Annotated in this window: 21 protein-coding genes; 17 read left to right on the plus strand and 4 right to left on the minus strand. The window is 57.2% G+C overall.

From position 1 onward, the window contains the following. Positions 1-61: 61 nt before the first annotated feature. Entirely contained in the window at positions 62-688 is a 627-nt protein-coding gene (locus AAE045_RS14910; protein WP_455548402.1) for a lysoplasmalogenase, read from the minus strand. 141 nt (positions 689-829) lie between these two features. On the opposite strand from AAE045_RS14910, the gene AAE045_RS14915 reads away from it, so the two are divergent. After that, positions 830-1,195, plus strand: a complete 366-nt coding sequence (locus tag AAE045_RS14915) for a DUF2500 domain-containing protein (RefSeq protein ID WP_455548403.1) — start codon at positions 830-832, stop codon at positions 1,193-1,195. Between the two features lie 7 nt (positions 1,196-1,202). Here AAE045_RS14915 and AAE045_RS14920 read toward each other — a convergent pair whose 3' ends face one another. Both AAE045_RS14920 and rsmD read right to left on the minus strand, forming a co-directional pair. Further along, the gene (locus tag AAE045_RS14920; RefSeq protein ID WP_455426548.1) at positions 1,203-1,475 is read right to left on the minus strand and encodes a DUF1145 domain-containing protein; all 273 of its coding nucleotides are present in this window, start codon (positions 1,473-1,475) and stop codon (positions 1,203-1,205) included. An 11-nt stretch (positions 1,476-1,486) separates the two neighbouring features. Further along, on the minus strand, positions 1,487-2,062 hold the full coding sequence (gene rsmD, locus AAE045_RS14925; protein ID WP_455548404.1) for a 16S rRNA (guanine(966)-N(2))-methyltransferase: 576 nt from the start codon (positions 2,060-2,062) through the stop codon (positions 1,487-1,489). A 194-nt stretch (positions 2,063-2,256) separates the two neighbouring features. Between rsmD and ftsY the strand changes: the two genes are divergently transcribed. From ftsY to AAE045_RS14950, 5 genes are all read left to right on the plus strand, one after another. Further along, on the plus strand, positions 2,257-3,843 hold the full coding sequence (ftsY, locus tag AAE045_RS14930; RefSeq protein ID WP_455548405.1) for a signal recognition particle-docking protein FtsY: 1,587 nt from the start codon (positions 2,257-2,259) through the stop codon (positions 3,841-3,843). Between the two features lie 2 nt (positions 3,844-3,845). Then, positions 3,846-4,511, plus strand: a complete 666-nt coding sequence (gene ftsE, locus AAE045_RS14935; RefSeq protein ID WP_455548406.1) for a cell division ATP-binding protein FtsE — start codon at positions 3,846-3,848, stop codon at positions 4,509-4,511. Further along, positions 4,504-5,559 carry a permease-like cell division protein FtsX gene (gene ftsX, locus AAE045_RS14940; protein WP_455548407.1) on the plus strand — a complete coding sequence of 352 codons (1,056 nt, stop codon included), beginning with the start codon at positions 4,504-4,506 and terminating at the stop codon, positions 5,557-5,559. The genes ftsE and ftsX overlap by 8 nt, the downstream gene beginning before the upstream one ends. Positions 5,560-5,827: 268 nt before the next feature. Further along, positions 5,828-6,682, plus strand: a complete 855-nt coding sequence (rpoH, locus tag AAE045_RS14945; RefSeq protein WP_271127660.1) for an RNA polymerase sigma factor RpoH — start codon at positions 5,828-5,830, stop codon at positions 6,680-6,682. Between the two features lie 221 nt (positions 6,683-6,903). Continuing rightward, positions 6,904-8,007: a branched-chain amino acid ABC transporter substrate-binding protein gene (locus AAE045_RS14950; protein WP_455548408.1), complete on the plus strand. Its 1,104-nt coding sequence runs from the start codon at positions 6,904-6,906 to the stop codon at positions 8,005-8,007. 113 nt (positions 8,008-8,120) lie between these two features. Here the strand turns inward: AAE045_RS14950 and panM are convergent, their stop codons facing one another. Continuing rightward, the gene (gene panM / locus AAE045_RS14955; RefSeq protein WP_455548409.1) at positions 8,121-8,501 is read right to left on the minus strand and encodes an aspartate 1-decarboxylase autocleavage activator PanM; all 381 of its coding nucleotides are present in this window, start codon (positions 8,499-8,501) and stop codon (positions 8,121-8,123) included. A gap of 421 nt (positions 8,502-8,922) precedes the next feature. Between panM and livK the strand changes: the two genes are divergently transcribed. The 11 genes from livK to ugpQ all read left to right on the plus strand — a co-directional run bounded on the left by livK (position 8,923) and on the right by ugpQ (position 19,288). Then, a complete protein-coding gene (livK, locus tag AAE045_RS14960) occupies positions 8,923-10,032 on the plus strand; it encodes a high-affinity branched-chain amino acid ABC transporter substrate-binding protein LivK (protein WP_455548410.1) in 1,110 nt (369 codons plus the stop codon). Between the two features lie 67 nt (positions 10,033-10,099). Beyond that, complete coding sequence (gene livH / locus AAE045_RS14965) at positions 10,100-11,026, plus strand: high-affinity branched-chain amino acid ABC transporter permease LivH (protein WP_455548411.1); 927 nt, start codon at positions 10,100-10,102, stop codon at positions 11,024-11,026. Further along, positions 11,023-12,309: a high-affinity branched-chain amino acid ABC transporter permease LivM gene (locus AAE045_RS14970; protein WP_455548412.1), complete on the plus strand. Its 1,287-nt coding sequence runs from the start codon at positions 11,023-11,025 to the stop codon at positions 12,307-12,309. The genes livH and AAE045_RS14970 overlap by 4 nt, the downstream gene beginning before the upstream one ends. Next, positions 12,306-13,073, plus strand: a complete 768-nt coding sequence (gene livG, locus AAE045_RS14975) for a high-affinity branched-chain amino acid ABC transporter ATP-binding protein LivG (protein ID WP_455548413.1) — start codon at positions 12,306-12,308, stop codon at positions 13,071-13,073. Before AAE045_RS14970 ends, livG begins: the two co-directional genes overlap by 4 nt. A gap of 1 nt (position 13,074) precedes the next feature. Next, the gene (gene livF, locus AAE045_RS14980) at positions 13,075-13,788 is read left to right on the plus strand and encodes a high-affinity branched-chain amino acid ABC transporter ATP-binding protein LivF (protein WP_271127665.1); all 714 of its coding nucleotides are present in this window, start codon (positions 13,075-13,077) and stop codon (positions 13,786-13,788) included. Between the two features lie 73 nt (positions 13,789-13,861). Next, complete coding sequence (locus tag AAE045_RS14985) at positions 13,862-14,137, plus strand: hypothetical protein (RefSeq protein ID WP_455548414.1); 276 nt, start codon at positions 13,862-13,864, stop codon at positions 14,135-14,137. A 165-nt stretch (positions 14,138-14,302) separates the two neighbouring features. Continuing rightward, positions 14,303-15,622 (plus strand): sn-glycerol-3-phosphate ABC transporter substrate-binding protein UgpB, encoded by a 1,320-nt coding sequence (gene ugpB / locus AAE045_RS14990; RefSeq protein ID WP_455548415.1) that lies wholly within the window; start codon positions 14,303-14,305, stop codon positions 15,620-15,622. A 107-nt stretch (positions 15,623-15,729) separates the two neighbouring features. Next, a complete protein-coding gene (gene ugpA, locus AAE045_RS14995) occupies positions 15,730-16,617 on the plus strand; it encodes a sn-glycerol-3-phosphate ABC transporter permease UgpA (protein ID WP_455548416.1) in 888 nt (295 codons plus the stop codon). Next, positions 16,614-17,459: a sn-glycerol-3-phosphate ABC transporter permease UgpE gene (ugpE, locus tag AAE045_RS15000; RefSeq protein WP_455548417.1), complete on the plus strand. Its 846-nt coding sequence runs from the start codon at positions 16,614-16,616 to the stop codon at positions 17,457-17,459. Before ugpA ends, ugpE begins: the two co-directional genes overlap by 4 nt. Before the next feature lie 3 nt (positions 17,460-17,462). Further along, complete coding sequence (locus tag AAE045_RS15005) at positions 17,463-18,548, plus strand: sn-glycerol-3-phosphate import ATP-binding protein UgpC (protein ID WP_455548418.1); 1,086 nt, start codon at positions 17,463-17,465, stop codon at positions 18,546-18,548. Next, positions 18,545-19,288: a glycerophosphodiester phosphodiesterase gene (ugpQ, locus tag AAE045_RS15010; RefSeq protein WP_455548419.1), complete on the plus strand. Its 744-nt coding sequence runs from the start codon at positions 18,545-18,547 to the stop codon at positions 19,286-19,288. Before AAE045_RS15005 ends, ugpQ begins: the two co-directional genes overlap by 4 nt. Positions 19,289-19,304 lie beyond the last annotated feature (16 nt).

The following is a 19,304-nucleotide window of genomic DNA, read 5'->3' on the forward strand; positions in this document are numbered from 1 at the left end:
AGTTCTCATTACCGATGTTACACTCTGGAGCTTACTCCAGAGTCAAGAGGGTTTACGCGAATTAAATGTATAACGCCCGCACGATCATAAAGTGACCGGCAAAGTAGCAGGCGGCAGCGATGGCGCTGTCGGCGGTAAAGCGGCGGCGGTAGTGGCTACCCAGCCAGACGATATTACCGAGCAGCAGCAGCGCCGCGCCCACAAACCCGGAGAAGCTGGCGCTGGTAGGGCGGAAGAAGTAAAGCTCACCGGCAAGCCATACCATCACCAGCGTCATGCCGATAAAGGTCATGATTGGCCAGCGGAAAGTCTCCAGCCGGGTCCAGATCAGCGCCACCAGCAGCGCGCCGACGATCAGCAGGGCCAGCGGCAGCGGCCAGAAGAACGAGAAGGTCATCTGGCTGGCGAAATAGAGGGTATAGAGCAGGTGCGACAGGAAAAATGCGCCGATCGCGTACAGCATGCGCTGGGTCGGCAGCAGGGTCAGGGCGTCGCCCACCAGCGTTGCCAGCAGGCCCGCGAGAATTAAGTAGCCGGTGGCTTCGAACATCGGCGCCTGCCAGGCCAGCAGCAGTAAAAGCAGCAGCGTAACTGGCTTAAAAACCCAGCGTTGCCAGGAAGGGCCGCGGTAGGAGGCGTCGACGTAGAGCCACCCCGAAAAGAATACAGCGATAAATGACCAAAGCATGGCGTGTCCCTTTTGTAATTGTTGGCGTACGGCACGGTCGCCCGTGTTTCTTCCCTTGAGTCTAGTGGTCAACGCCGGGTGATGACAACGCCCGGACGTGCGGGGTATTCTTAAAAGTGCCTGACAATATGAGAAAAAACCATGAGCAAGCCGCCAGTTATCTTTATAGCAATCATCGTGTTAATCGTGGTTGCCGCCTCTTTTCGCTTTATGCATCAGCGTCGCCAGAACGCCGAAAATGACGCCGCGCCGCTGAGCCAGAAAAGCGTAGTTGTCTCTACAAAACGTGAAAAGCCTGCCAATGACCGACGCTCGCGCCAGCGCGACGTGACGCCTGCCGGGGAGGCAATGCGGTATGAAGTGTGGTTCCGTCCGCAGGCGGGTGGCATGGAGCTGAAAATGCGCGTGCAGGCCGCGCAGTATCATGAAATGAGCGTGGGGGATAAGGGAACTTTGCAATACAAAGGGACGCGCTTTATCGGCTTCGTCCCTGACACCACGCAGTAATGTGCGCTTACTTACTCCCCTGACGCAGCTTCTTCTGCCACGCCAGCAGTTCAAACACGCCGAAGACGAAAATCTTAAACTGCTGCAGGCGGCTCAGCGGCGGTGCGTCTTTGGGCTGGGTCGACTTCAGCAGCGCCAGCTGCATGCCGTGCATCAGCACGGTGAAGATCAGCGCTACGTTGACAAAAATGTTCAGCGGACGCGGGAACGGATGGACGATATTCAGCAGCAAAAATGCCCACACGAACAGCATCAGCAGTCTGCCTATGTTAATCAGCACGGTATTTCTCCTCAGGCTTCGCGAAGATAAAGACGATAGGCGACCTGACCGGCCACTTTCTCACGGTGTAATGTCCAGCTCGCAGGAACCGGCGGCATACCGTTCTCCACTTCACTTTCCACATAAATCAGGGCGTCTTCCGTCAGCCAGCCGTTGGTTTCCAGCAGCGTTAACGTCTCTTCCAGAAGCCCCTTACGGAACGGCGGATCGACAAACACGATGCTGTGCGGTGTGCCAGGCTGCGCCAGATAATTCAGGGTGTTGGTATTCGCCACCCTGCCGTTATCCGCTTTGAGCGTCAGCAGATTTTTCTGTAATTGCGCCGAAACGCTGCGGTCCATCTCCAGCAGCGTAGCGCTTGCCGCGTAGCGTGACAGCGCTTCCAGTCCCAGCGCGCCGCTGCCCGCGAAGCAGTCCAGCACGCTGGCGTCGACCATCGACGGTGCCAGCCAGTTAAACAGGGTTTCGCGCACCCGGTCGGTGGTCGGGCGCAGCCCCGGGCTGTCCGGAACCGGAAGTTTACGGCCGCGCCACTGCCCGCCGATGATGCGGATTTGGCCGGTGCCGGAGGATTGGGGTTTCTTCATGAGACTCACTGGGATGCGATTTTTGTCGGCTATTCTAACGGCGCTGCGGATGCGGGGAAACCTTAATCCGCCAGAGTGCCGTAAGCGTCTGGAAAGTGATAGACTAACATATTCAATCGACGATTATTTTCAGTGCCCGGAGCCTGTGCGATCGGGTCTGTGCCATGAATCAACAGCGAGGAGTACATTCGCAAATGGCGAAAGACAAAAAACGTGGCTTTTTTTCCTGGTTGGGCTTTGGTCAGAAAGAGCAGGAACCGGAACAGGAACCAGAACAAAAATCAGAACAGGAACAGCCGGTTGCCGAAGAGATTGCTGAGCAGAATGCAGAGCAAATCGCTGAACAAATCGAAGAGGCAGAGCAGCCTGCTGCCGGGGAAAAGCCTGAACAAGAAGCGGAGCCTGAACCGCTAGCCGCGCACTCCCCGCAGGAAACGGAAGCCTTTGCCCAGGACGTCGTGGAAGTCAGCGAAAAGCTGGTTGAAGAGGCACCCGAGCCGCAGGCCGTACGCGAAGCTGAAGCAGAGCCAGTAGCTGAGCATATAGTCGTTCCTGAGCCACAGCCTGAAATCATTGAGCCAGAGCCTGTTGCTCAGCAGCAGGCGGTCATTGAGCATGAAGAGCTGCCGCTGCCGGAAGAGATCGCCGAAGAGACCGTTGCAAGCGAGCCTGAGCCAGAAGAGTGGCTGGCCGAGCAGGAGCAGGCCGCCGACGAAACCGTCGCCGAAATCGAAGAAGTGATTGCCGCGCACGTCGACTATGCCCCTGTAGAAGAGTCGCCTGCCGAAGTTATCGAGCCAGAAGAAGAGGCGGATGAAGCCGCGCAGGAAGACGCCCAGCAGGAACAGGAGAGGCCAACCAAAGAAGGTTTCTTTGCCCGCCTTAAGCGCAGCCTGCTGAAAACTAAGCAAAATCTCGGTTCCGGATTTATCAGCCTGTTCCGCGGCAAGAAAATCGACGACGATCTGTTTGAAGAGCTGGAAGAGCAGCTGCTGATTGCGGACGTAGGCGTGGAAACCACGCGCAAAATCATTACTAATCTGACTGAAAGCGCGAGCCGCAAAGACCTGCGCGATGCGGAAGCGCTGTATGGCCTGCTGAAAGACGAAATGAGCGAGATTCTGGCGAAGGTCGACGAGCCGCTCAGCGTTGAAGGCAAAACGCCTTTCGTTATTCTGATGGTTGGCGTTAACGGCGTAGGTAAAACTACCACCATCGGTAAGCTGGCGCGTCAGTTCCAGCAGGAAGGCAAATCGGTCATGCTGGCGGCGGGTGATACCTTCCGTGCGGCGGCCGTTGAACAGCTCCAGGTCTGGGGCCAGCGCAACAATATTCCTGTTGTCGCTCAGCATACCGGCGCGGATTCCGCATCGGTGATTTTCGATGCCATTCAGGCCGCTAAAGCCCGTGGCGTTGACGTGCTGCTGGCGGATACTGCCGGGCGCCTGCAGAACAAAGCGCACCTGATGGAAGAGCTGAAGAAAATCGTCCGCGTAATGAAAAAGCTGGACGAAGACGCCCCGCATGAGGTTATGCTCACCCTCGATGCCAGCACGGGTCAGAACGCAATAAGCCAGGCGAAGCTGTTCCACGAAGCCGTAGGGCTGACGGGGATCACCCTGACTAAACTGGATGGCACAGCCAAGGGCGGCGTGATTTTCTCCGTTGCCGACCAGTTTGGCATTCCGATTCGCTATATCGGCGTTGGCGAACGAATTGAGGATTTACGTCCGTTTAAGGCGGACGATTTTATTGAGGCACTTTTTGCCCGAGAGGATTAACAATGATTCGCTTTGAACACGTCAGTAAAGCCTATCTCGGTGGACGGCAGGCGTTGCAGGGAGTCACCTTCCACATGCAGCCGGGCGAGATGGCGTTTCTGACCGGCCACTCCGGCGCGGGGAAAAGTACCCTGCTCAAGCTTATCTGCGGCATTGAACGGCCAAGCGCCGGGAAGATCTTCTTCAGCGGCCACGATATCAGCCGCCTGAAGAGCCGTGAGGTGCCGTTCCTGCGGCGCCAGATCGGCATGATTTTCCAGGATCACCACCTGCTGATGGACAGAACCGTCTACGACAACGTGGCTATCCCGCTGATTATCGCCGGTGCCAGCGGGGAAGACATTCGCCGCCGCGTCAGCGCCGCGCTCGATAAGGTCGGCCTGCTGGATAAAGCGAAAAACTTTCCGATTCAGCTCTCCGGCGGTGAACAGCAGCGCGTGGGTATCGCCCGTGCGGTGGTGAATAAGCCCGCCGTGCTGCTGGCGGATGAACCAACCGGTAACCTTGACGACGCCCTTTCGGAAGGCATTCTGCGCCTGTTCGAAGAGTTTAACCGCGTTGGGGTAACGGTTCTGATGGCAACGCACGACATGGGGCTTATCTCTCGTCGCAGCTACCGGATGCTGACGTTAAGCGATGGCCATTTGCATGGAGGCCTCGGTGAATAAACGTTCTGCGCTCAACCAAATCAAACGCTTCAGTAACAGACTGGACAAAATCAATAAGCTCAACAAGCTGGGGGATCTGGGTCGCTCGGTGAAAAAGCGTGGCAAAGGGCCGCAGTCTAAAGCCCGCTCCCTGAAAGGCGGCGTGAACGAACAGTTCCGTTACGCCTGGGAAGGCGCGCTTCAGGATCTGAAAAGCAAACCGCTGGCCACCTTCCTCACGGTGATGGTTATTGCCATCTCGCTAACCCTGCCGAGCGTCTGCTATATGGTTTACAAGAACGTAAACCAGGCCGCGACCCAGTATTACCCTTCTCCACAAATTACGGTTTATCTCGATAAGGCGCTGGATGATAACGCGGCGGCGCAGGTCGTCGGGGCTATTCAGGCGGAAGAGGGCGTCGATAAAGTTAATTATCTCTCCCGCGACGAAGCGCTGGGCGAATTCCGCAACTGGTCGGGCTTCGGCGGCGCGCTGGATATGCTCGAAGAGAACCCGCTGCCCGCCGTGGCGGTGGTCAATCCTAAGCTGGATTTCCAGAGCACGGATCATCTGAACACCCTGCGCGACCGGGTGGCACGTATTCACGGCGTGGATGAAGTGCGCATGGACGACAGCTGGTTTGCCCGCCTTGCCGCATTGACCGGCCTGGTAGGGCGTGTTGCGGCGATGATTGGCCTGCTGATGGTTGCCGCGGTCTTCCTGGTGATTGGTAACTCGGTGCGCCTGAGCATCTTCGCCCGTCGTGATTCCATAAACGTGCAGAAACTCATTGGTGCAACGGATGGATTTATCCTGCGTCCGTTCCTCTACGGCGGTGCGCTGCTGGGCTTTAGCGGCGCACTGTTATCGCTGATTTTGTCCGAAATCCTCGTGCTCAGGCTGTCGTCGGCGGTGACCGACGTTGCCCAGGTCTTCGGCACAAAATTCGATATTTCTGGCTTAGGCTTCGACGAATGTCTGCTGTTACTGCTGGTGTCCGCCATGATTGGCTGGCTGGCCGCCTGGCTTGCCACCGTACAACATTTACGTCGTTTTACCCCAGAGTAAAAAATTTTTGATATACTTCTCCCCTGCTACGATGTACCCGTCAGCAGGGGAGCAAGTCCCACCCCGGTCCGCTAACTCACCTGCTATGCTTCATTGTGCTGTCACATTTTGTGTGTAATCTATACACAGCCATACATTGAACTTGTGGATAAGATCACTGTCTGAGAGTAGTGTGAATGGTACGGTTTGGCGCCCTGACGTGGAGTCAGCGCCTTTGCCCTGTAAATCGTTGTGGCAACCTGTACGTAATCTCTAAGAGAGGGTTTGAATGACCAAAGATATGCATACTTTAGCTTTAGCCCCTGTTGGTAACCTGGAATCCTATATCCGGGCTGCTAACACCTGGCCGATGTTAACGGCTGAGGAAGAGAAGGAGCTGGCTGAAAAGCTGCATTACCAGGGCGATCTGGAAGCAGCGAAAAGGCTGATCCTGTCTCACCTGCGCTTTGTTGTTCACATCGCTCGTAACTATTCGGGCTACGGCCTGCCGCAGGCGGACCTCATCCAGGAAGGTAACATCGGCCTGATGAAAGCCGTGCGCCGCTTCAACCCGGAAGTGGGTGTGCGTCTGGTCTCCTTTGCCGTGCACTGGATCAAAGCTGAAATTCACGAATACGTACTGCGTAACTGGCGTATTGTGAAAGTCGCTACGACTAAAGCTCAGCGTAAGCTGTTCTTTAACCTGCGTAAAAGCAAGCAGCGTCTGGGCTGGTTTAACCAGGACGAAGTGGAAATGGTCGCCAGCGAGCTGGGGGTTTCCAGCAAAGACGTGCGTGAAATGGAATCCCGCATGGCGGCGCAGGACATGACCTTTGACATGGGCAACGATGACGATGCCGACAGCGCGCCAATGGCCCCGGTTCTGTTCTTACAGGACAAAACGTCTAACTTTGCCGACGGCATCGAAGACGACAACTGGGAATCCCACGCCGCTGACAAACTCAGCGATGCCATGCTGGGCCTGGACGAGCGTAGCCAGGACATCATCCGCGCACGCTGGTTAGACGAAGACAACAAGAGCACGTTGCAGGAGCTCGCAGACCGCTACGGCGTCTCCGCAGAGCGTGTTCGCCAGCTTGAAAAGAACGCGATGAAAAAGTTGCGCATGGCTATCGAAGCCTGAGTTTTTCAAGCCAGATAAAAAACCGCCTCCCGGGGCGGTTTTTTTATGCCCGCGCTATCCCCTTCTCAAACGTGACAAAATTGTTATTCCAAAAAGCCCAAAATCGGGTATGTTTTTAGCACGGAGTGCGGCGATGGCCTGCGCGGTAATCTCCACATCAAAAAAACAGTGCCAAAACAACACAACAAAGACCAATCACAATAAGAACGGGGATTCTCAGGATGAAAATGAAGGGCAAAGCCTTACTGGCTGGTTGTATCGCGCTCGCAATGAGCAATGCGGCATTCGCTAAGGATATTAAAGTTGCGGTTGTCGGCGCCATGTCCGGCCCGGTTGCCCAGTACGGCGACCAGGAATTCACCGGTGCAGAGCAGGCCGTTGCGGATATTAACGCCAAAGGCGGCATTAAAGGCGACAAGCTGGTCATCACCAAATACGACGACGCCTGCGACCCGAAACAAGCGGTAGCGGTTGCCAACAAAGTGGTTAACGACGGCATCAAATACGTTATCGGCCACCTGTGCTCTTCTTCCACACAGCCCGCGTCTGATATCTATGAAGACGAAGGCATTCTGATGATCACTCCTGCGGCAACGGCGCCAGAGCTGACGTCACGTGGTTACAAACTGACCCTGCGTACCACAGGTCTGGATTCCGACCAGGGGCCAACCGCGGCGAAGTATATTCTTGAACACGTGAAGCCGAAAAACATCGCGGTCATTCACGATAAGCAGCAGTACGGCGAAGGCCTGGCGCGTTCCGTTCAGGACAGCCTGAAGAAGGGCGGTGCTAACGTGGTGTTCTTTGACGGCATCACCGCAGGCGAGAAAGACTTCTCCACGCTGGTGGCGCGCCTGAAGAAAGAGAATATCGATTTTGTTTACTACGGCGGCTACCACCCGGAGATGGGCCAGATCCTGCGTCAGTCCCGCGCGGCAGGCCTGAAAACTCAGTTTATGGGCCCGGAAGGCGTGGCGAACGTTTCGCTGTCTAACATTGCCGGCGCATCCGCTGAAGGCCTGTTAGTGACCAAGCCGAAGAACTACGACCAGGTTCCTGCTAACAAACCTGTTGTAGATGCGATCAAAGCGAAGAAACAGGATCCAAGCGGTGCATTCGTGTGGACTACCTACGCTGCGTTGCAGTCTCTGGCGGCTGGTCTGAATAAGTCAGAAGATCCTGCTGAAATTGCTACGTATCTGAAAGCCAGCTCGGTGGATACCGTTATGGGCCCGCTGTCCTGGGATCAGAAAGGTGACCTGAAGGGCTTTGAGTTCGGCGTCTTTACCTGGCATGCCGACGGTACAGCGACCGACGCTAAGTAAGGTTTGATGGACCCGCCCGTCAGGGCGGGTTTTTTGGTGGATGACGCTAGCGCTTATTCACCCTACAAATGCGTTGCGCAGGTCGGATAAGCCTGCGTCATCCGTCACATATTTTATTTCTCCCAGCCGCCCGTCTGCGCCCGAAACCCCAAAGCCTGCATAAACGCCGCCATCACGCTGCGATCTTCCACGCCAGCGTCGTTCATCCACCAGCTGGTGATTTCCGCGTTATCGCGCAGCACTTCTTCAATCAGATATTGCCCCACGCCGCGCCGACGCGTGATTTCACGCACCCGCAAAGAGTCCAGCGTGCCCGATGTTCCCGCCAGCGTAACGCGCACCGCGCCGAGCAGGCGATCGTTAAACTTCGCGGCATAGATGCGCTGGGTATCGGTAATCTGGAGCGAAGCGCTGGAGTATTCCGGCCAGATCTTAGCGAGATCGATCTTATCCTGGGCACTACACTCAAACAGACGAATGATGGTGAGTTTCATAAGCGAGCTAACCAAAAAGCGGGAAAACACAGAGTGTAACCAATTTATTTACCCCAGACGCTTTATCTTTTTTCTGCGTCCTGGCAGCCGATTGCATTCTGTGACAAACATTAAGCAGTTCGAAACACGTCAGATTGAAATATGGTCAGTATAAAACCCTAAAACCCAGCATTTTATTCCGCTCTTTGTACCGCTATTTTATGCTGAAAATGGCACTTTTTTTTGTTTCACTCTGCTCAAATACAGAATAATATCTCTGCTTAATCGCCTGAAAAATAGAGCTTTTAGCCGGAAATATTGTAAATTTTGCCGCTAAGCCATTAAAGGCACTGGTAAAAATCATAAATTGATTACAAAAAGCGCAGCCGTTTTTTGACCAGCATAAAACCACAAAATCACGAAAGAATGGGGATTGAAACGGATGAAAATGAACGCGAAGACGTTACTCGCAGGCATGGTTGCTCTGGCGATGTCTCACGCGGCAGCCGCTGCAGACATTAAAGTCGCCGTTGTCGGGGCGATGTCCGGCCCGGTGGCGCAATGGGGTGACATGGAGTTCAACGGTGCACGCCAGGCTATCAAAGACATCAATGCCAAAGGCGGCATCAAAGGCGACAAGCTTGTCGCGGTTGAATATGACGACGCCTGCGATCCAAAACAAGCCGTTGCGGTCGCTAACAAAATCGTTAACGACGGCGTGCGCTACGTCATCGGCCACCTTTGCTCATCATCAACGCAGCCCGCTTCTGATATCTATGAAGACGAAGGCATTCTGATGATCACGCCTGGCGCGACCAACCCGGAGCTGACGAGCCGCGGCTACGAGATGATCATGCGTACCGCCGGTCTGGATTCCTCCCAGGGGCCAACCGCCTCTAACTATATCCTTCAGCACGTTAAGCCGCAGCGCATCGCCATCATTCACGATAAGCAACAATATGGTGAAGGTCTGGCGCGTTCCGTACAGGACGGCCTGAAAAAAGGTGGTGCGAACATCGTCTTCTTTGATGGCATCACCGCAGGGGACAAAGACTTCTCCACGCTGGTTGCCCGTCTGCAAAAAGAAAATATCGACTTCGTTTACTACGGCGGCTACTACCCGGAAATGGGGCAGATCCTGCGCCAGGCGCGTGCCGTTGGTCTGAAAACGCAGTTTATGGGACCGGAAGGCGTGGGTAACGCATCCCTGTCTAACATCGCAGGCCAGGCGGGTGAAGGCATGCTGGTGACGATGCCAAAACGCTATGACCAGGATCCGGCGAACAAAGCTATCGTTGACGCGCTGAAGGCAGAGAAAAAAGACCCGAGCGGCCCGTACGTGTGGATCACCTACGCAGCCGTGCAGTCTCTGGCTACCGCGCTTGAGCGTACCGGCAGCGCAGAACCGGCTGATGTAGTGAAAGATTTGAAAGCAAACGGTGCGAAAACCGTGATTGGGCCGCTGAGCTGGGATGAGAAAGGCGATCTGAAAGGATTTGAGTTTGGTGTCTTCCAGTGGCACGCCGACGGTTCGTCCTCCGTGGCGAAATAAGGCGAAGGCTACTTCAGTCATCCCACCTTCCGGGCGCAACGCCCGGAGGGAATAATAAGGTTAAGTTATGTCCGAGCAGTTTCTCTATTTCTTGCAGCAGATGTTTAACGGCGTCACGCTGGGCAGTACCTACGCGCTGATCGCCATCGGCTATACCATGGTGTACGGCATTATCGGCATGATCAACTTCGCCCACGGCGAAGTCTATATGATCGGCAGCTACGTCTCGTTTATGATCATCGCAGCGTTAATGATGCTGGGTATCGACGTGGGCTGGATGCTGGTAGGCGCAGGCTTCCTCGGGGCGATTATCATCGCCAGCGCCTACGGCTGGAGCATTGAACGCGTGGCCTACAAGCCGGTGCGTAACTCCAAGCGCCTGATTGCCCTGATCTCCGCCATCGGGATGTCCATCTTCCTGCAAAACTATGTCAGCCTCACCGAAGGTTCCCGCGATATCGCCCTGCCAAGCCTGTTTAACGGGCAGTGGGTTGTGGGGGCGAGCGAAAACTTCACCGCCACCATTACCACCATGCAGCTCGTTATCTGGGTGGTGACCTTCCTGGCGATGCTGGCGCTGACGCTGTTCATTCGCTATTCACGCATGGGCCGCGCCTGCCGCGCCTGTGCGGAAGACCTGAAAATGGCGAGCCTGCTCGGGATTAACACCGACCGCGTTATCTCTTTAACCTTCGTTATCGGTGCCGCTATGGCCGCGGTGGCGGGCGTGCTGCTCGGCCAGTTCTACGGCGTTATCAACCCGTACATCGGCTTTATGGCCGGTATGAAGGCCTTTACCGCCGCGGTACTTGGCGGCATTGGCAGTATTCCAGGCGCGATGATTGGCGGTCTGATTCTGGGCGTGGCCGAAGCGCTGACCTCCGCCTACCTGAGCACGGAATACAAAGACGTTGTCTCCTTTGCCCTGCTGATTGTGGTGCTGCTGGTGATGCCTACCGGGATTCTGGGTCGTCCGGAGGTTGAGAAAGTATGAAACCGATGCATATTGTTTTTTCTGCCCTGTCGGCGGCGATGTTCTTCGTGCTGGCCGGCGTCTTTATGGGCGTGCAGCTGAGCCTCGACGGCACCAAACTGGTGGTCAACAGCGCGGGTTCCGTGCGCTGGGAGTGGGTGTGGATTGGTACGGCGATTGTTTTCGTCTTCCAGCTGCTGCGCCCGGCGTTCCAGAAGGGGCTTAAAAAAGTCTCCGGGCCGAAGTTTGTGCTGCCCGCGCTGGACGGCTCCACGCCAAAACAAAAAATCTTCCTGTTTGCGCTGCTGATCCTCGCCGTAGCATGGCCGTTCGTCGTTTCCCGTGGCACGGTGGATATCGCGACGCTGACGATGATCTATATCATTCTGGGTCTGGGTCTGAACGTGGTGGTTGGCCTGTCTGGCCTGCTGGTGCTGGGTTACGGTGGTTTCTATGCGATTGGCGCTTATACCTTCGCCCTGCTGAACCACTATTACGGCCTGGGCTTCTGGACCTGCCTGCCGCTGGCGGGCCTGGTGTCGGCTGCTGCGGGCTTCCTGCTCGGCTTCCCGGTACTGCGTCTGCGCGGTGACTATCTGGCCATTGTGACGCTCGGCTTCGGCGAAATCGTCCGTATCCTGCTGCTGAACAATACCGAGATCACCGGCGGCCCGAACGGCATCAGCCAGATCCCTAAGCCAACGCTGTTCGGCCTGGAGTTCAGCCGCACCGCGCGGGAAGGGGGCTGGGATACGTTCAGCAACTTCTTCAATATCGCCTACAACCCGGGCGACAGGATTATCTTCCTCTATCTGGTCGCGCTGCTGCTGGTGGTGCTGTCCCTGTTCGTGATTAACCGTCTGCTGCGCATGCCGCTTGGCCGCGCGTGGGAAGCGCTGCGTGAAGATGAAATCGCCTGCCGCTCGCTGGGTCTGAACCCGACGCGCATTAAGCTGACCGCTTTCACCATCAGCGCCGCGTTCGCCGGTTTTGCCGGCACGCTGTTTGCCGCGCGCCAGGGCTTCGTTAGCCCGGAATCCTTCACCTTCGCCGAGTCTGCCTTCGTGCTGGCCATCGTGGTGCTGGGCGGGATGGGCTCGCAGTTTGCCGTTATCCTCGCCGCGGTGCTGCTGGTTGTCTCCCGCGAGCTGATGCGCGATCTGAATGAGTACAGCATGCTGGTGCTGGGCGGCCTGATGGTGCTGATGATGATCTGGCGTCCGCAGGGGCTGCTGCCAATGACGCGCCCGCAGCTTAAGCTGAAGAAGGCGCAGATAGAACAAGTGAAAGGGGAGCAGGCATGAGTCAGCCACTGTTATCCGTAAACGGCCTGATGATGCGTTTCGGCGGCCTGCTCGCCGTCAACAATGTCGCCCTTGAGCTGCATCCTCAGGAAATTGTGTCGTTAATCGGCCCGAACGGCGCCGGTAAAACCACCGTTTTCAACTGCCTGACGGGCTTTTATAAGCCGACCGGCGGCACCATCATGCTGCGCGACCAGCACCTGGAAGGCCTGCCGGGTCAGCAGATTGCCCGCATGGGCGTGGTGCGTACTTTCCAGCACGTGCGTCTGTTCCGCGAAATGACGGTGATTGAAAACCTGCTGGTGGCCCAGCATATGCAGCTGAAAACCGGCGTGTTCTCCGGCCTGCTCAAAACCCCTGGCTTCCGCCGCGCGCAAAGCGAAGCGCTGGACCGGGCCGCCACCTGGCTTGAACGTATCGGCCTGCTCGAGCAGGCAAACCGCCAGGCGAGCAACCTGGCGTACGGCGACCAGCGTCGTCTGGAAATTGCACGCTGCATGGTCACCCAGCCGGAAATCCTGATGCTGGATGAACCTGCCGCTGGCCTTAACCCGAAAGAAACCCACGAGCTCGATGAGCTGATCATGGAGCTACGTAATCACCACAACACCACCGTGCTGCTGATTGAGCACGACATGAAGCTGGTGATGGGCATTTCTGACCGGATCTACGTGGTAAACCAGGGAACTCCGCTTGCCAACGGCACGCCGGAGCAAATCCGTAACAACCCTGACGTGATCCGCGCCTATCTGGGAGAGGCTTAAGATGGAAAATATGATGCTGTCCTTTGACCACGTAAGCGCCCACTACGGCAAGATCCAGGCGCTGCACGAGGTCAGTCTGCACATCAAGCAGGGTGAGATCGTGACCCTGATTGGCGCGAACGGTGCGGGTAAAACCACGCTGCTGGGTACGCTCTGCGGCGACCCGCGTGCATCCAGCGGCAAAATTACGTTTGATGGCAAAGACATTACCGACTGGCAAACCGCGCGCATCATGCGAGAAGCGGTTGCGATTGTGCCGGAAGGCCGCCGCGTCTTCTCACGCATGACGGTGGAAGAGAATCTGGCGATGGGCGGTTTCTTCGCGGAGCGTGACCAGTTCCAGACCCGCATCAAGCGCGTCTACGATCTGTTCCCACGCCTGTATGAACGCCGCATCCAGCGTGCTGGTACCATGTCCGGCGGTGAACAGCAGATGCTGGCCATTGGCCGCGCATTGATGAGCCAGCCGCGCCTGCTGCTGCTCGACGAGCCGTCGCTGGGCCTCGCGCCGATCATCATTCAGCAGATTTTCGACACCATCGAGCAGCTGCGCAGCGAAGGCATGACCATCTTCCTGGTGGAGCAAAACGCCAACCAGGCGCTGAAGCTGGCGGACCGTGGCTACGTGCTGGAAAACGGCCACGTCGTGCTGGAAGATACCGGCGACGCGCTTCTGGCCAACGAAGCGGTGCGCAGCGCCTATCTGGGCGGCTGATTTTTGCAGGGCGAATGAGGCTTTCTTGTTCGCCCTACAGGAAATGCGCTATCGAAACGATAAGGAGATCGAAATGAAATACCTGTTATTTTTGGTGCTGGTAATGGCCGCGCAGGCTCAGGCCGGCGAAAGTAAGAAGGCTTTTGACCCTTCAGATCCTGCCATCTGGCACGAAAAGCCCGGGCGGGTCGACCCGCGTGATGTTCCCGAAGACGAACAGCCCTGCCGTATCTTCCAGGGCAGCGTTTGCCCGGACGCCTACGACAGCCAGACGGATATCCAGCGGGAAAAGCAGCGCCGCCACGACAAATGGCTGAATAACCAGGCTGAAAAAAACGGCTATCGATAAACCGTCGGGGAGGATGCCGTAAGCTCCCCGTCATCTTCCCAACATGCAATCGTCACGATCCTGTCACCTCCCGGTTATTTTTCTGTCATTCGCGCATGTCATGTTTTGATGCGAACAAAAACGCGTGTTTTCGCGCTTTTAGCCTCATAACAAGAGAGATAAGACATGACTGCATCGTTACGACGTACAGCCCTTTGCATGGCCCTTGGCTGTGCGCTTACCAGCAACGCTTTTGCCGCAACGTCCATCCCGTTCTGGCACTCTATGGAAGGGGAGCTGGGTAAAGAGGTCGACTCCCTGGCAAGCCGCTTTAACCAGACGCATCCTGATTACCAGATTGTCCCGGTCTATAAGGGCAACTACGAGCAGAACCTGGCGGCGGGCATTGCGGCGTTCCGTTCCGGTAACGCTCCGGCCATTCTTCAGGTTTACGAAGTGGGCACGGCGACCATGATGGCCTCAAAAGCTATCAAACCTGTCTACGAAGTCTTTAACGATGCGGGCATTAAGTTCGACGAATCCCAGTTCGTGCCGACGGTTTCCGGTTATTACACCGACGCGAAAACCGGGCATCTGCTCTCCCAGCCGTTTAACAGCTCCACCCCGGTGCTGTACTACAACAAAGACGCCTTTAAAAAAGCCGGGCTGAACCCGGACCAGCCGCCAAAAACCTGGCAGGAGCTGGCGGAGTACACGGCCAAACTGAAAGCGGCGGGCATGAAGTGCGGCTACGCCAGCGGCTGGCAGGGCTGGATCCAGATCGAAAACTTCAGCGCCTGGCACGGCCTGCCGGTTGCCACTAAAAACAACGGCTTTGACGGCACCGACGCGGTACTGGAATTCAACAAGCCGGAGCAGGTGAAGCACATCGCCCTGCTGGAAGCGCTGAACAAGAAGGGTGATTTCAGCTACTTCGGCCGTAAAGATGAATCCACCGAGAAGTTCTACAGCGGCGACTGCGCGATTACCACGGCCTCTTCTGGCTCGCTGGCCGACATCCGCCAGTACGCCAAATTCAACTACGGCGTGGGCATGATGCCTTACGATGCCGACGTGAAGGGCGCGCCGCAGAACGCCATTATCGGCGGGGCCAGCCTGTGGGTGATGCAGGGCAAAGACAAGGCGACCTACAAAGGCGTGGCCGAGTTTATGCAGTTCCTTGCCCAGCCGGAAATTGCCGCCGAGTGGCATCAGAAAACCGGCTACCTGCCGATTACCAAAGCCGCCTACGACCTGACCCGTGAGCAGGGCTTCTACGAGAAAAACCCAGGGGCGGACATCGCCACCCGTCAGATGCTGAATAAGCCGCCGTTGCCGTTCACCAAAGGCCTGCGCCTGGGCAATATGCCGCAGATCCGCACCATTGTGGATGAAGAGCTGGAGTCGGTCTGGACCGGCAAGAAGAGCCCTCAGCAGGCGCTGGACTCGGCCGTCGAGCGCGGGAACCTCCTGCTGCGCCGCTTTGAGCAGTCCACAAAGTCCTGAGTCTGAGCTGTGTCGGATGGCGCTGGCGCTGATCCGACCTACGAAGCGCTATCTGTAGGTCGGGTAAGGCGAAGCCGTCACCCGACATTTTCAGGAAAAAATCGTTTATGTCATCTTCTCGTCCGGTATTCCGCTCAGGCTGGCTGCCCTACGCGCTGCTTCTGCCGCAGCTGATTATCACCGTCATCTTCTTCATCTGGCCCGCGGGCGAGGCGCTGTGGTACTCGCTGCAGAGCGTCGATCCGTTTGGGCTTTCCAGCACCTTCGTTGGGTTTGATAACTTCACGCAGCTTTTCCACGATAGCTACTATCTGGATTCGTTCTACACCACGCTCTATTTCAGCGGGCTGGTGGCGGGCAGCGGGCTGCTGGTGTCGCTGTTTTTCGCAGCCCTGGTGGATTACGTGGTGCGGGGCAGCCGTTTATATCAAACCCTGATGCTGCTGCCCTACGCCGTGGCGCCCGCCATCGCGGCGGTGCTGTGGATTTTCCTTTTCAATCCCGGACGCGGCCTGCTGACCCATCTGCTGGAGCAGTTCGGCTATCACTGGAACCACGCCCAGAACAGCGGGCAGGCGATGTTCCTGGTGGTGTTCGCCTCGGTCTGGAAGCAGATCAGCTACAACTTTCTGTTCTTCTTCGCGGCGCTCCAGTCTATTCCCCGCTCGCTGGTGGAGGCCGCCGCGATTGACGGTGCCGGGCCGGTGCGCCGCTTCTTTAAGCTCTCGCTGCCGCTGATAGCGCCGGTGAGCTTCTTCCTGCTGGTGGTCAATCTGGTTTATGCCTTCTTCGATACCTTCCCGGTTATCGACGCGGCAACCGGCGGCGGCCCGGTGCAGGCGACCACCACGCTTATCTATAAAATTTACCGCGAAGGCTTTGCCGGGCTGGATTTGTCCGCGTCGGCGGCGCAGTCCGTGGTGCTGATGCTGCTGGTTATCGTGCTGACTGTGGTTCAGTTTCGCTTCGTGGAACGTAAGGTGCGCTACCAATGATCGAGAACCGTCGCGGGCTGACTTTCTTCAGCCATACCATGCTGATTATCGGCATACTGGCGATCCTGTTCCCGCTGTACGTGGCGTTCGTCGCCGCTACGCTGGATAACAAAGCCGTGTTTGAAACGCCGATGACGCTGATCCCCGGTGGCCACCTGCTGGAGAACATGGCGTACATCTGGCAACACGGCGTGGGGGCGAACAGCGCGCCTTTTGGCCTGATGCTTCTCAACAGCTTCGTGATGGCGCTGGCGATCACCGTGGGCAAAATCACCGTCTCGATGCTCTCCGCCTTCGCCATCGTCTGGTTCAGGTTCCCGCTGCGCAACCTGTTCTTCTGGATGATTTTTATCACCCTGATGCTGCCGGTTGAAGTGCGGATCTTCCCGACGGTGGAGGTCATCGCCAGCCTGCACATGCTCGACAGCTACGCGGGCCTGACGCTGCCGCTGATGGCCTCGGCAACCGCCACCTTCCTGTTCCGCCAGTTCTTTATGACGCTGCCGGACGAGCTGATGGAGGCCGCCCGCATCGACGGCGCGTCGCCGATGCGCTTCCTCCGCGACATCGTGCTGCCGCTGTCAAAAACCAACCTGGCGGCGCTGTTCGTCATCACCTTTATCTACGGCTGGAACCAGTATTTATGGCCGCTGCTGATTATCAGCGATGTGAACCTCGGCACCGCGGTGGCAGGCATCAAAGGGATGATGTCGTCCGGCGAAGGCACCACCCAGTGGAACCAGGTGATGGCGGCCATGCTGCTGACCCTGATCCCGCCGGTAATTATCGTTTTAGCAATGCAGCGCGCGTTTGTGCGTGGCCTGGTAGACAGTGAGAAATAACCCATGGCAGGACTGAAATTACAGGCAGTATCCAAGAGCTGGGACGGCAAAACCCAGGTGATCCAGCCGCTGACGCTGGACGTGGCGGACGGCGAGTTTATCGTGATGGTCGGCCCTTCCGGCTGCGGGAAGTCCACCCTGCTGCGCATGGTGGCGGGGCTTGAGCGCGTGACGAGCGGCGATATCTGGATTGACCGCCAGCGCGTCACCGAGATGGAGCCGAAAGAGCGCGGCATCGCAATGGTATTCCAGAACTACGCGCTCTATCCGCATATGAGCGTGGAAGAGAATATGGCCTGGGGGCTGAAAATTCGCGGCATGGGCAAAGATCATATCCACCAGAAGGTGCTGGAAGCGGCCCGTATTCTGGAGCTGGATAACCTGCTCAAGCGCCGCCCGCGCGAGCTTTCCGGCGGCCAGCGTCAGCGCGTGGCGATGGGGCGCGCCATCGTGCGCGATCCGGCCGTGTTCCTCTTCGACGAGCCGCTCTCTAACCTGGATGCCAAACTGCGCGTGCAGATGCGCCTTGAACTACAGCAGCTGCACCGCCGTCTGAATACCACCAGCCTGTACGTCACCCACGATCAGGTGGAGGCGATGACGCTGGCGCAGCGGGTGATGGTGATGAACAAAGGCGTTGCCGAGCAGATTGGTACCCCGGTAGAAGTCTACGAGCGCCCGGCAAGCCGCTTCGTGGCGAGCTTTATCGGCTCGCCGGCCATGAACCTGCTGGAAGGGAAAATCAGCGTGGACGGCTACCGTTTCGAGATGGAAGGGGGCATTGCGCTGCCGCTGGGCAGCCCGCGATTATCCTGGGCCGGACGGGCTATTACGCTGGGTATCCGCCCGGAACATATTGCGTTAAGCTCACAATCTGCAGGTGGTATCCCCTGGCGATTAGACACGCTCGAGATGCTCGGCGCAGATAACCTGGCGCACGGGCGCTGGGGCAAGCAGAAAGTGGTTGTGCGGCTTTCGCACCAGGTCAGGCCGCAGCCGGGCAGCGAGCTGTGGCTGCATCTGCCGGAACAAAATTTGCATTTCTTTAAAAATGACAGCTTTGACGCAGAAAATGGACAACGTTTATGAGCAACTGGCCTTACCCTTCCATCGTCGCCCACCGCGGCGGCGGTAAACTGGCGCCGGAAAATACCCTGGCGGCCATCGACGTCGGCGCGCGCTACGGCCACACGATGATCGAATTCGATGCGAAGCTGTCAAAGGACGGGCAAATCTTCCTCCTGCACGACGATACGCTTGAGCGCACCAGCAACGGCTGGGGCATTGCGGGGGAGCTGCCGTGGGATCGGCTGCTTAACGTCGATGCGGGAAGCTGGTTTGGCAGCAGGTTTAAAGGTGAGCCGCTGCCGCTGCTTTCGCAGGTGGCGGAGCGCTGCAGGCTGCACGGCATGATGGCGAATATCGAAATTAAGCCGACCAGCGGTCTGGAAACCGAGACCGGCAGGGTAATCGCGCTGGCGGCCCGCGAGCTGTGGGCAGGGGAAACGGCACCGCTGCTCTCTTCCTTTGCCATTGAAGCGCTTGAGGCGGCCCAGACTGCCGCACCGGAGCTGCCGCGAGGCTTGCTGCTGGACGAGTGGCGAGACGACTGGCGCGAGTTGACCAAACGCCTGGCGTGCGTCTCCATCCATCTGAATCATAAATTGCTGGATGAAGGGCAGGTGCGGGAGCTGAAAGCGGCAGGGCTGCATATTCTGGTGTACACGGTAAACACGCCCCAACGAGCAGCGGAACTGCTGCGCTGGGGCGTCGATGCGATTTGCACGGACCGCATTGATGAGATCGGCCCGGACTTTAAAGCTCAATAACGCGTAGGGTGGATAA

The organism is Dryocola clanedunensis (assembly GCF_038405435.1).
GTDB lineage: Bacteria > Pseudomonadota > Gammaproteobacteria > Enterobacterales > Enterobacteriaceae > Dryocola > Dryocola clanedunensis_A.

Excerpts from the sequence above, each read along its gene's own strand:
- ftsY (WP_455548405.1), top strand. The coding sequence starts at position 2,257 with ATGGCGAAAGACAAAAAACGTGGCTTTTTTTCCTGGTTGGGCTTTGGT.
- AAE045_RS14970 (WP_455548412.1), top strand. The coding sequence starts at position 11,023 with ATGAAACCGATGCATATTGTTTTTTCTGCCCTGTCGGCGGCGATGTTC.
- livG (WP_455548413.1), top strand. The coding sequence starts at position 12,306 with ATGAGTCAGCCACTGTTATCCGTAAACGGCCTGATGATGCGTTTCGGC.
- ugpQ (WP_455548419.1), top strand. The coding sequence starts at position 18,545 with ATGAGCAACTGGCCTTACCCTTCCATCGTCGCCCACCGCGGCGGCGGT.
- rsmD (WP_455548404.1), bottom strand. The coding sequence starts at position 2,062 with ATGAAGAAACCCCAATCCTCCGGCACCGGCCAAATCCGCATCATCGGC.
- AAE045_RS14910 (WP_455548402.1), bottom strand. The coding sequence starts at position 688 with ATGCTTTGGTCATTTATCGCTGTATTCTTTTCGGGGTGGCTCTACGTC.
- ugpA (WP_455548416.1), top strand. The coding sequence starts at position 15,730 with ATGTCATCTTCTCGTCCGGTATTCCGCTCAGGCTGGCTGCCCTACGCG.
- livF (WP_271127665.1), top strand. The coding sequence starts at position 13,075 with ATGGAAAATATGATGCTGTCCTTTGACCACGTAAGCGCCCACTACGGC.
- livK (WP_455548410.1), top strand. The coding sequence starts at position 8,923 with ATGAAAATGAACGCGAAGACGTTACTCGCAGGCATGGTTGCTCTGGCG.
- livH (WP_455548411.1), top strand. The coding sequence starts at position 10,100 with ATGTCCGAGCAGTTTCTCTATTTCTTGCAGCAGATGTTTAACGGCGTC.
- AAE045_RS14985 (WP_455548414.1), top strand. The coding sequence starts at position 13,862 with ATGAAATACCTGTTATTTTTGGTGCTGGTAATGGCCGCGCAGGCTCAG.
- AAE045_RS14915 (WP_455548403.1), top strand. The coding sequence starts at position 830 with ATGAGCAAGCCGCCAGTTATCTTTATAGCAATCATCGTGTTAATCGTG.
- panM (WP_455548409.1), bottom strand. The coding sequence starts at position 8,501 with ATGAAACTCACCATCATTCGTCTGTTTGAGTGTAGTGCCCAGGATAAG.
- AAE045_RS15005 (WP_455548418.1), top strand. The coding sequence starts at position 17,463 with ATGGCAGGACTGAAATTACAGGCAGTATCCAAGAGCTGGGACGGCAAA.
- ftsE (WP_455548406.1), top strand. The coding sequence starts at position 3,846 with ATGATTCGCTTTGAACACGTCAGTAAAGCCTATCTCGGTGGACGGCAG.
- AAE045_RS14950 (WP_455548408.1), top strand. The coding sequence starts at position 6,904 with ATGAAAATGAAGGGCAAAGCCTTACTGGCTGGTTGTATCGCGCTCGCA.
- rpoH (WP_271127660.1), top strand. The coding sequence starts at position 5,828 with ATGACCAAAGATATGCATACTTTAGCTTTAGCCCCTGTTGGTAACCTG.
- ugpE (WP_455548417.1), top strand. The coding sequence starts at position 16,614 with ATGATCGAGAACCGTCGCGGGCTGACTTTCTTCAGCCATACCATGCTG.
- ugpB (WP_455548415.1), top strand. The coding sequence starts at position 14,303 with ATGACTGCATCGTTACGACGTACAGCCCTTTGCATGGCCCTTGGCTGT.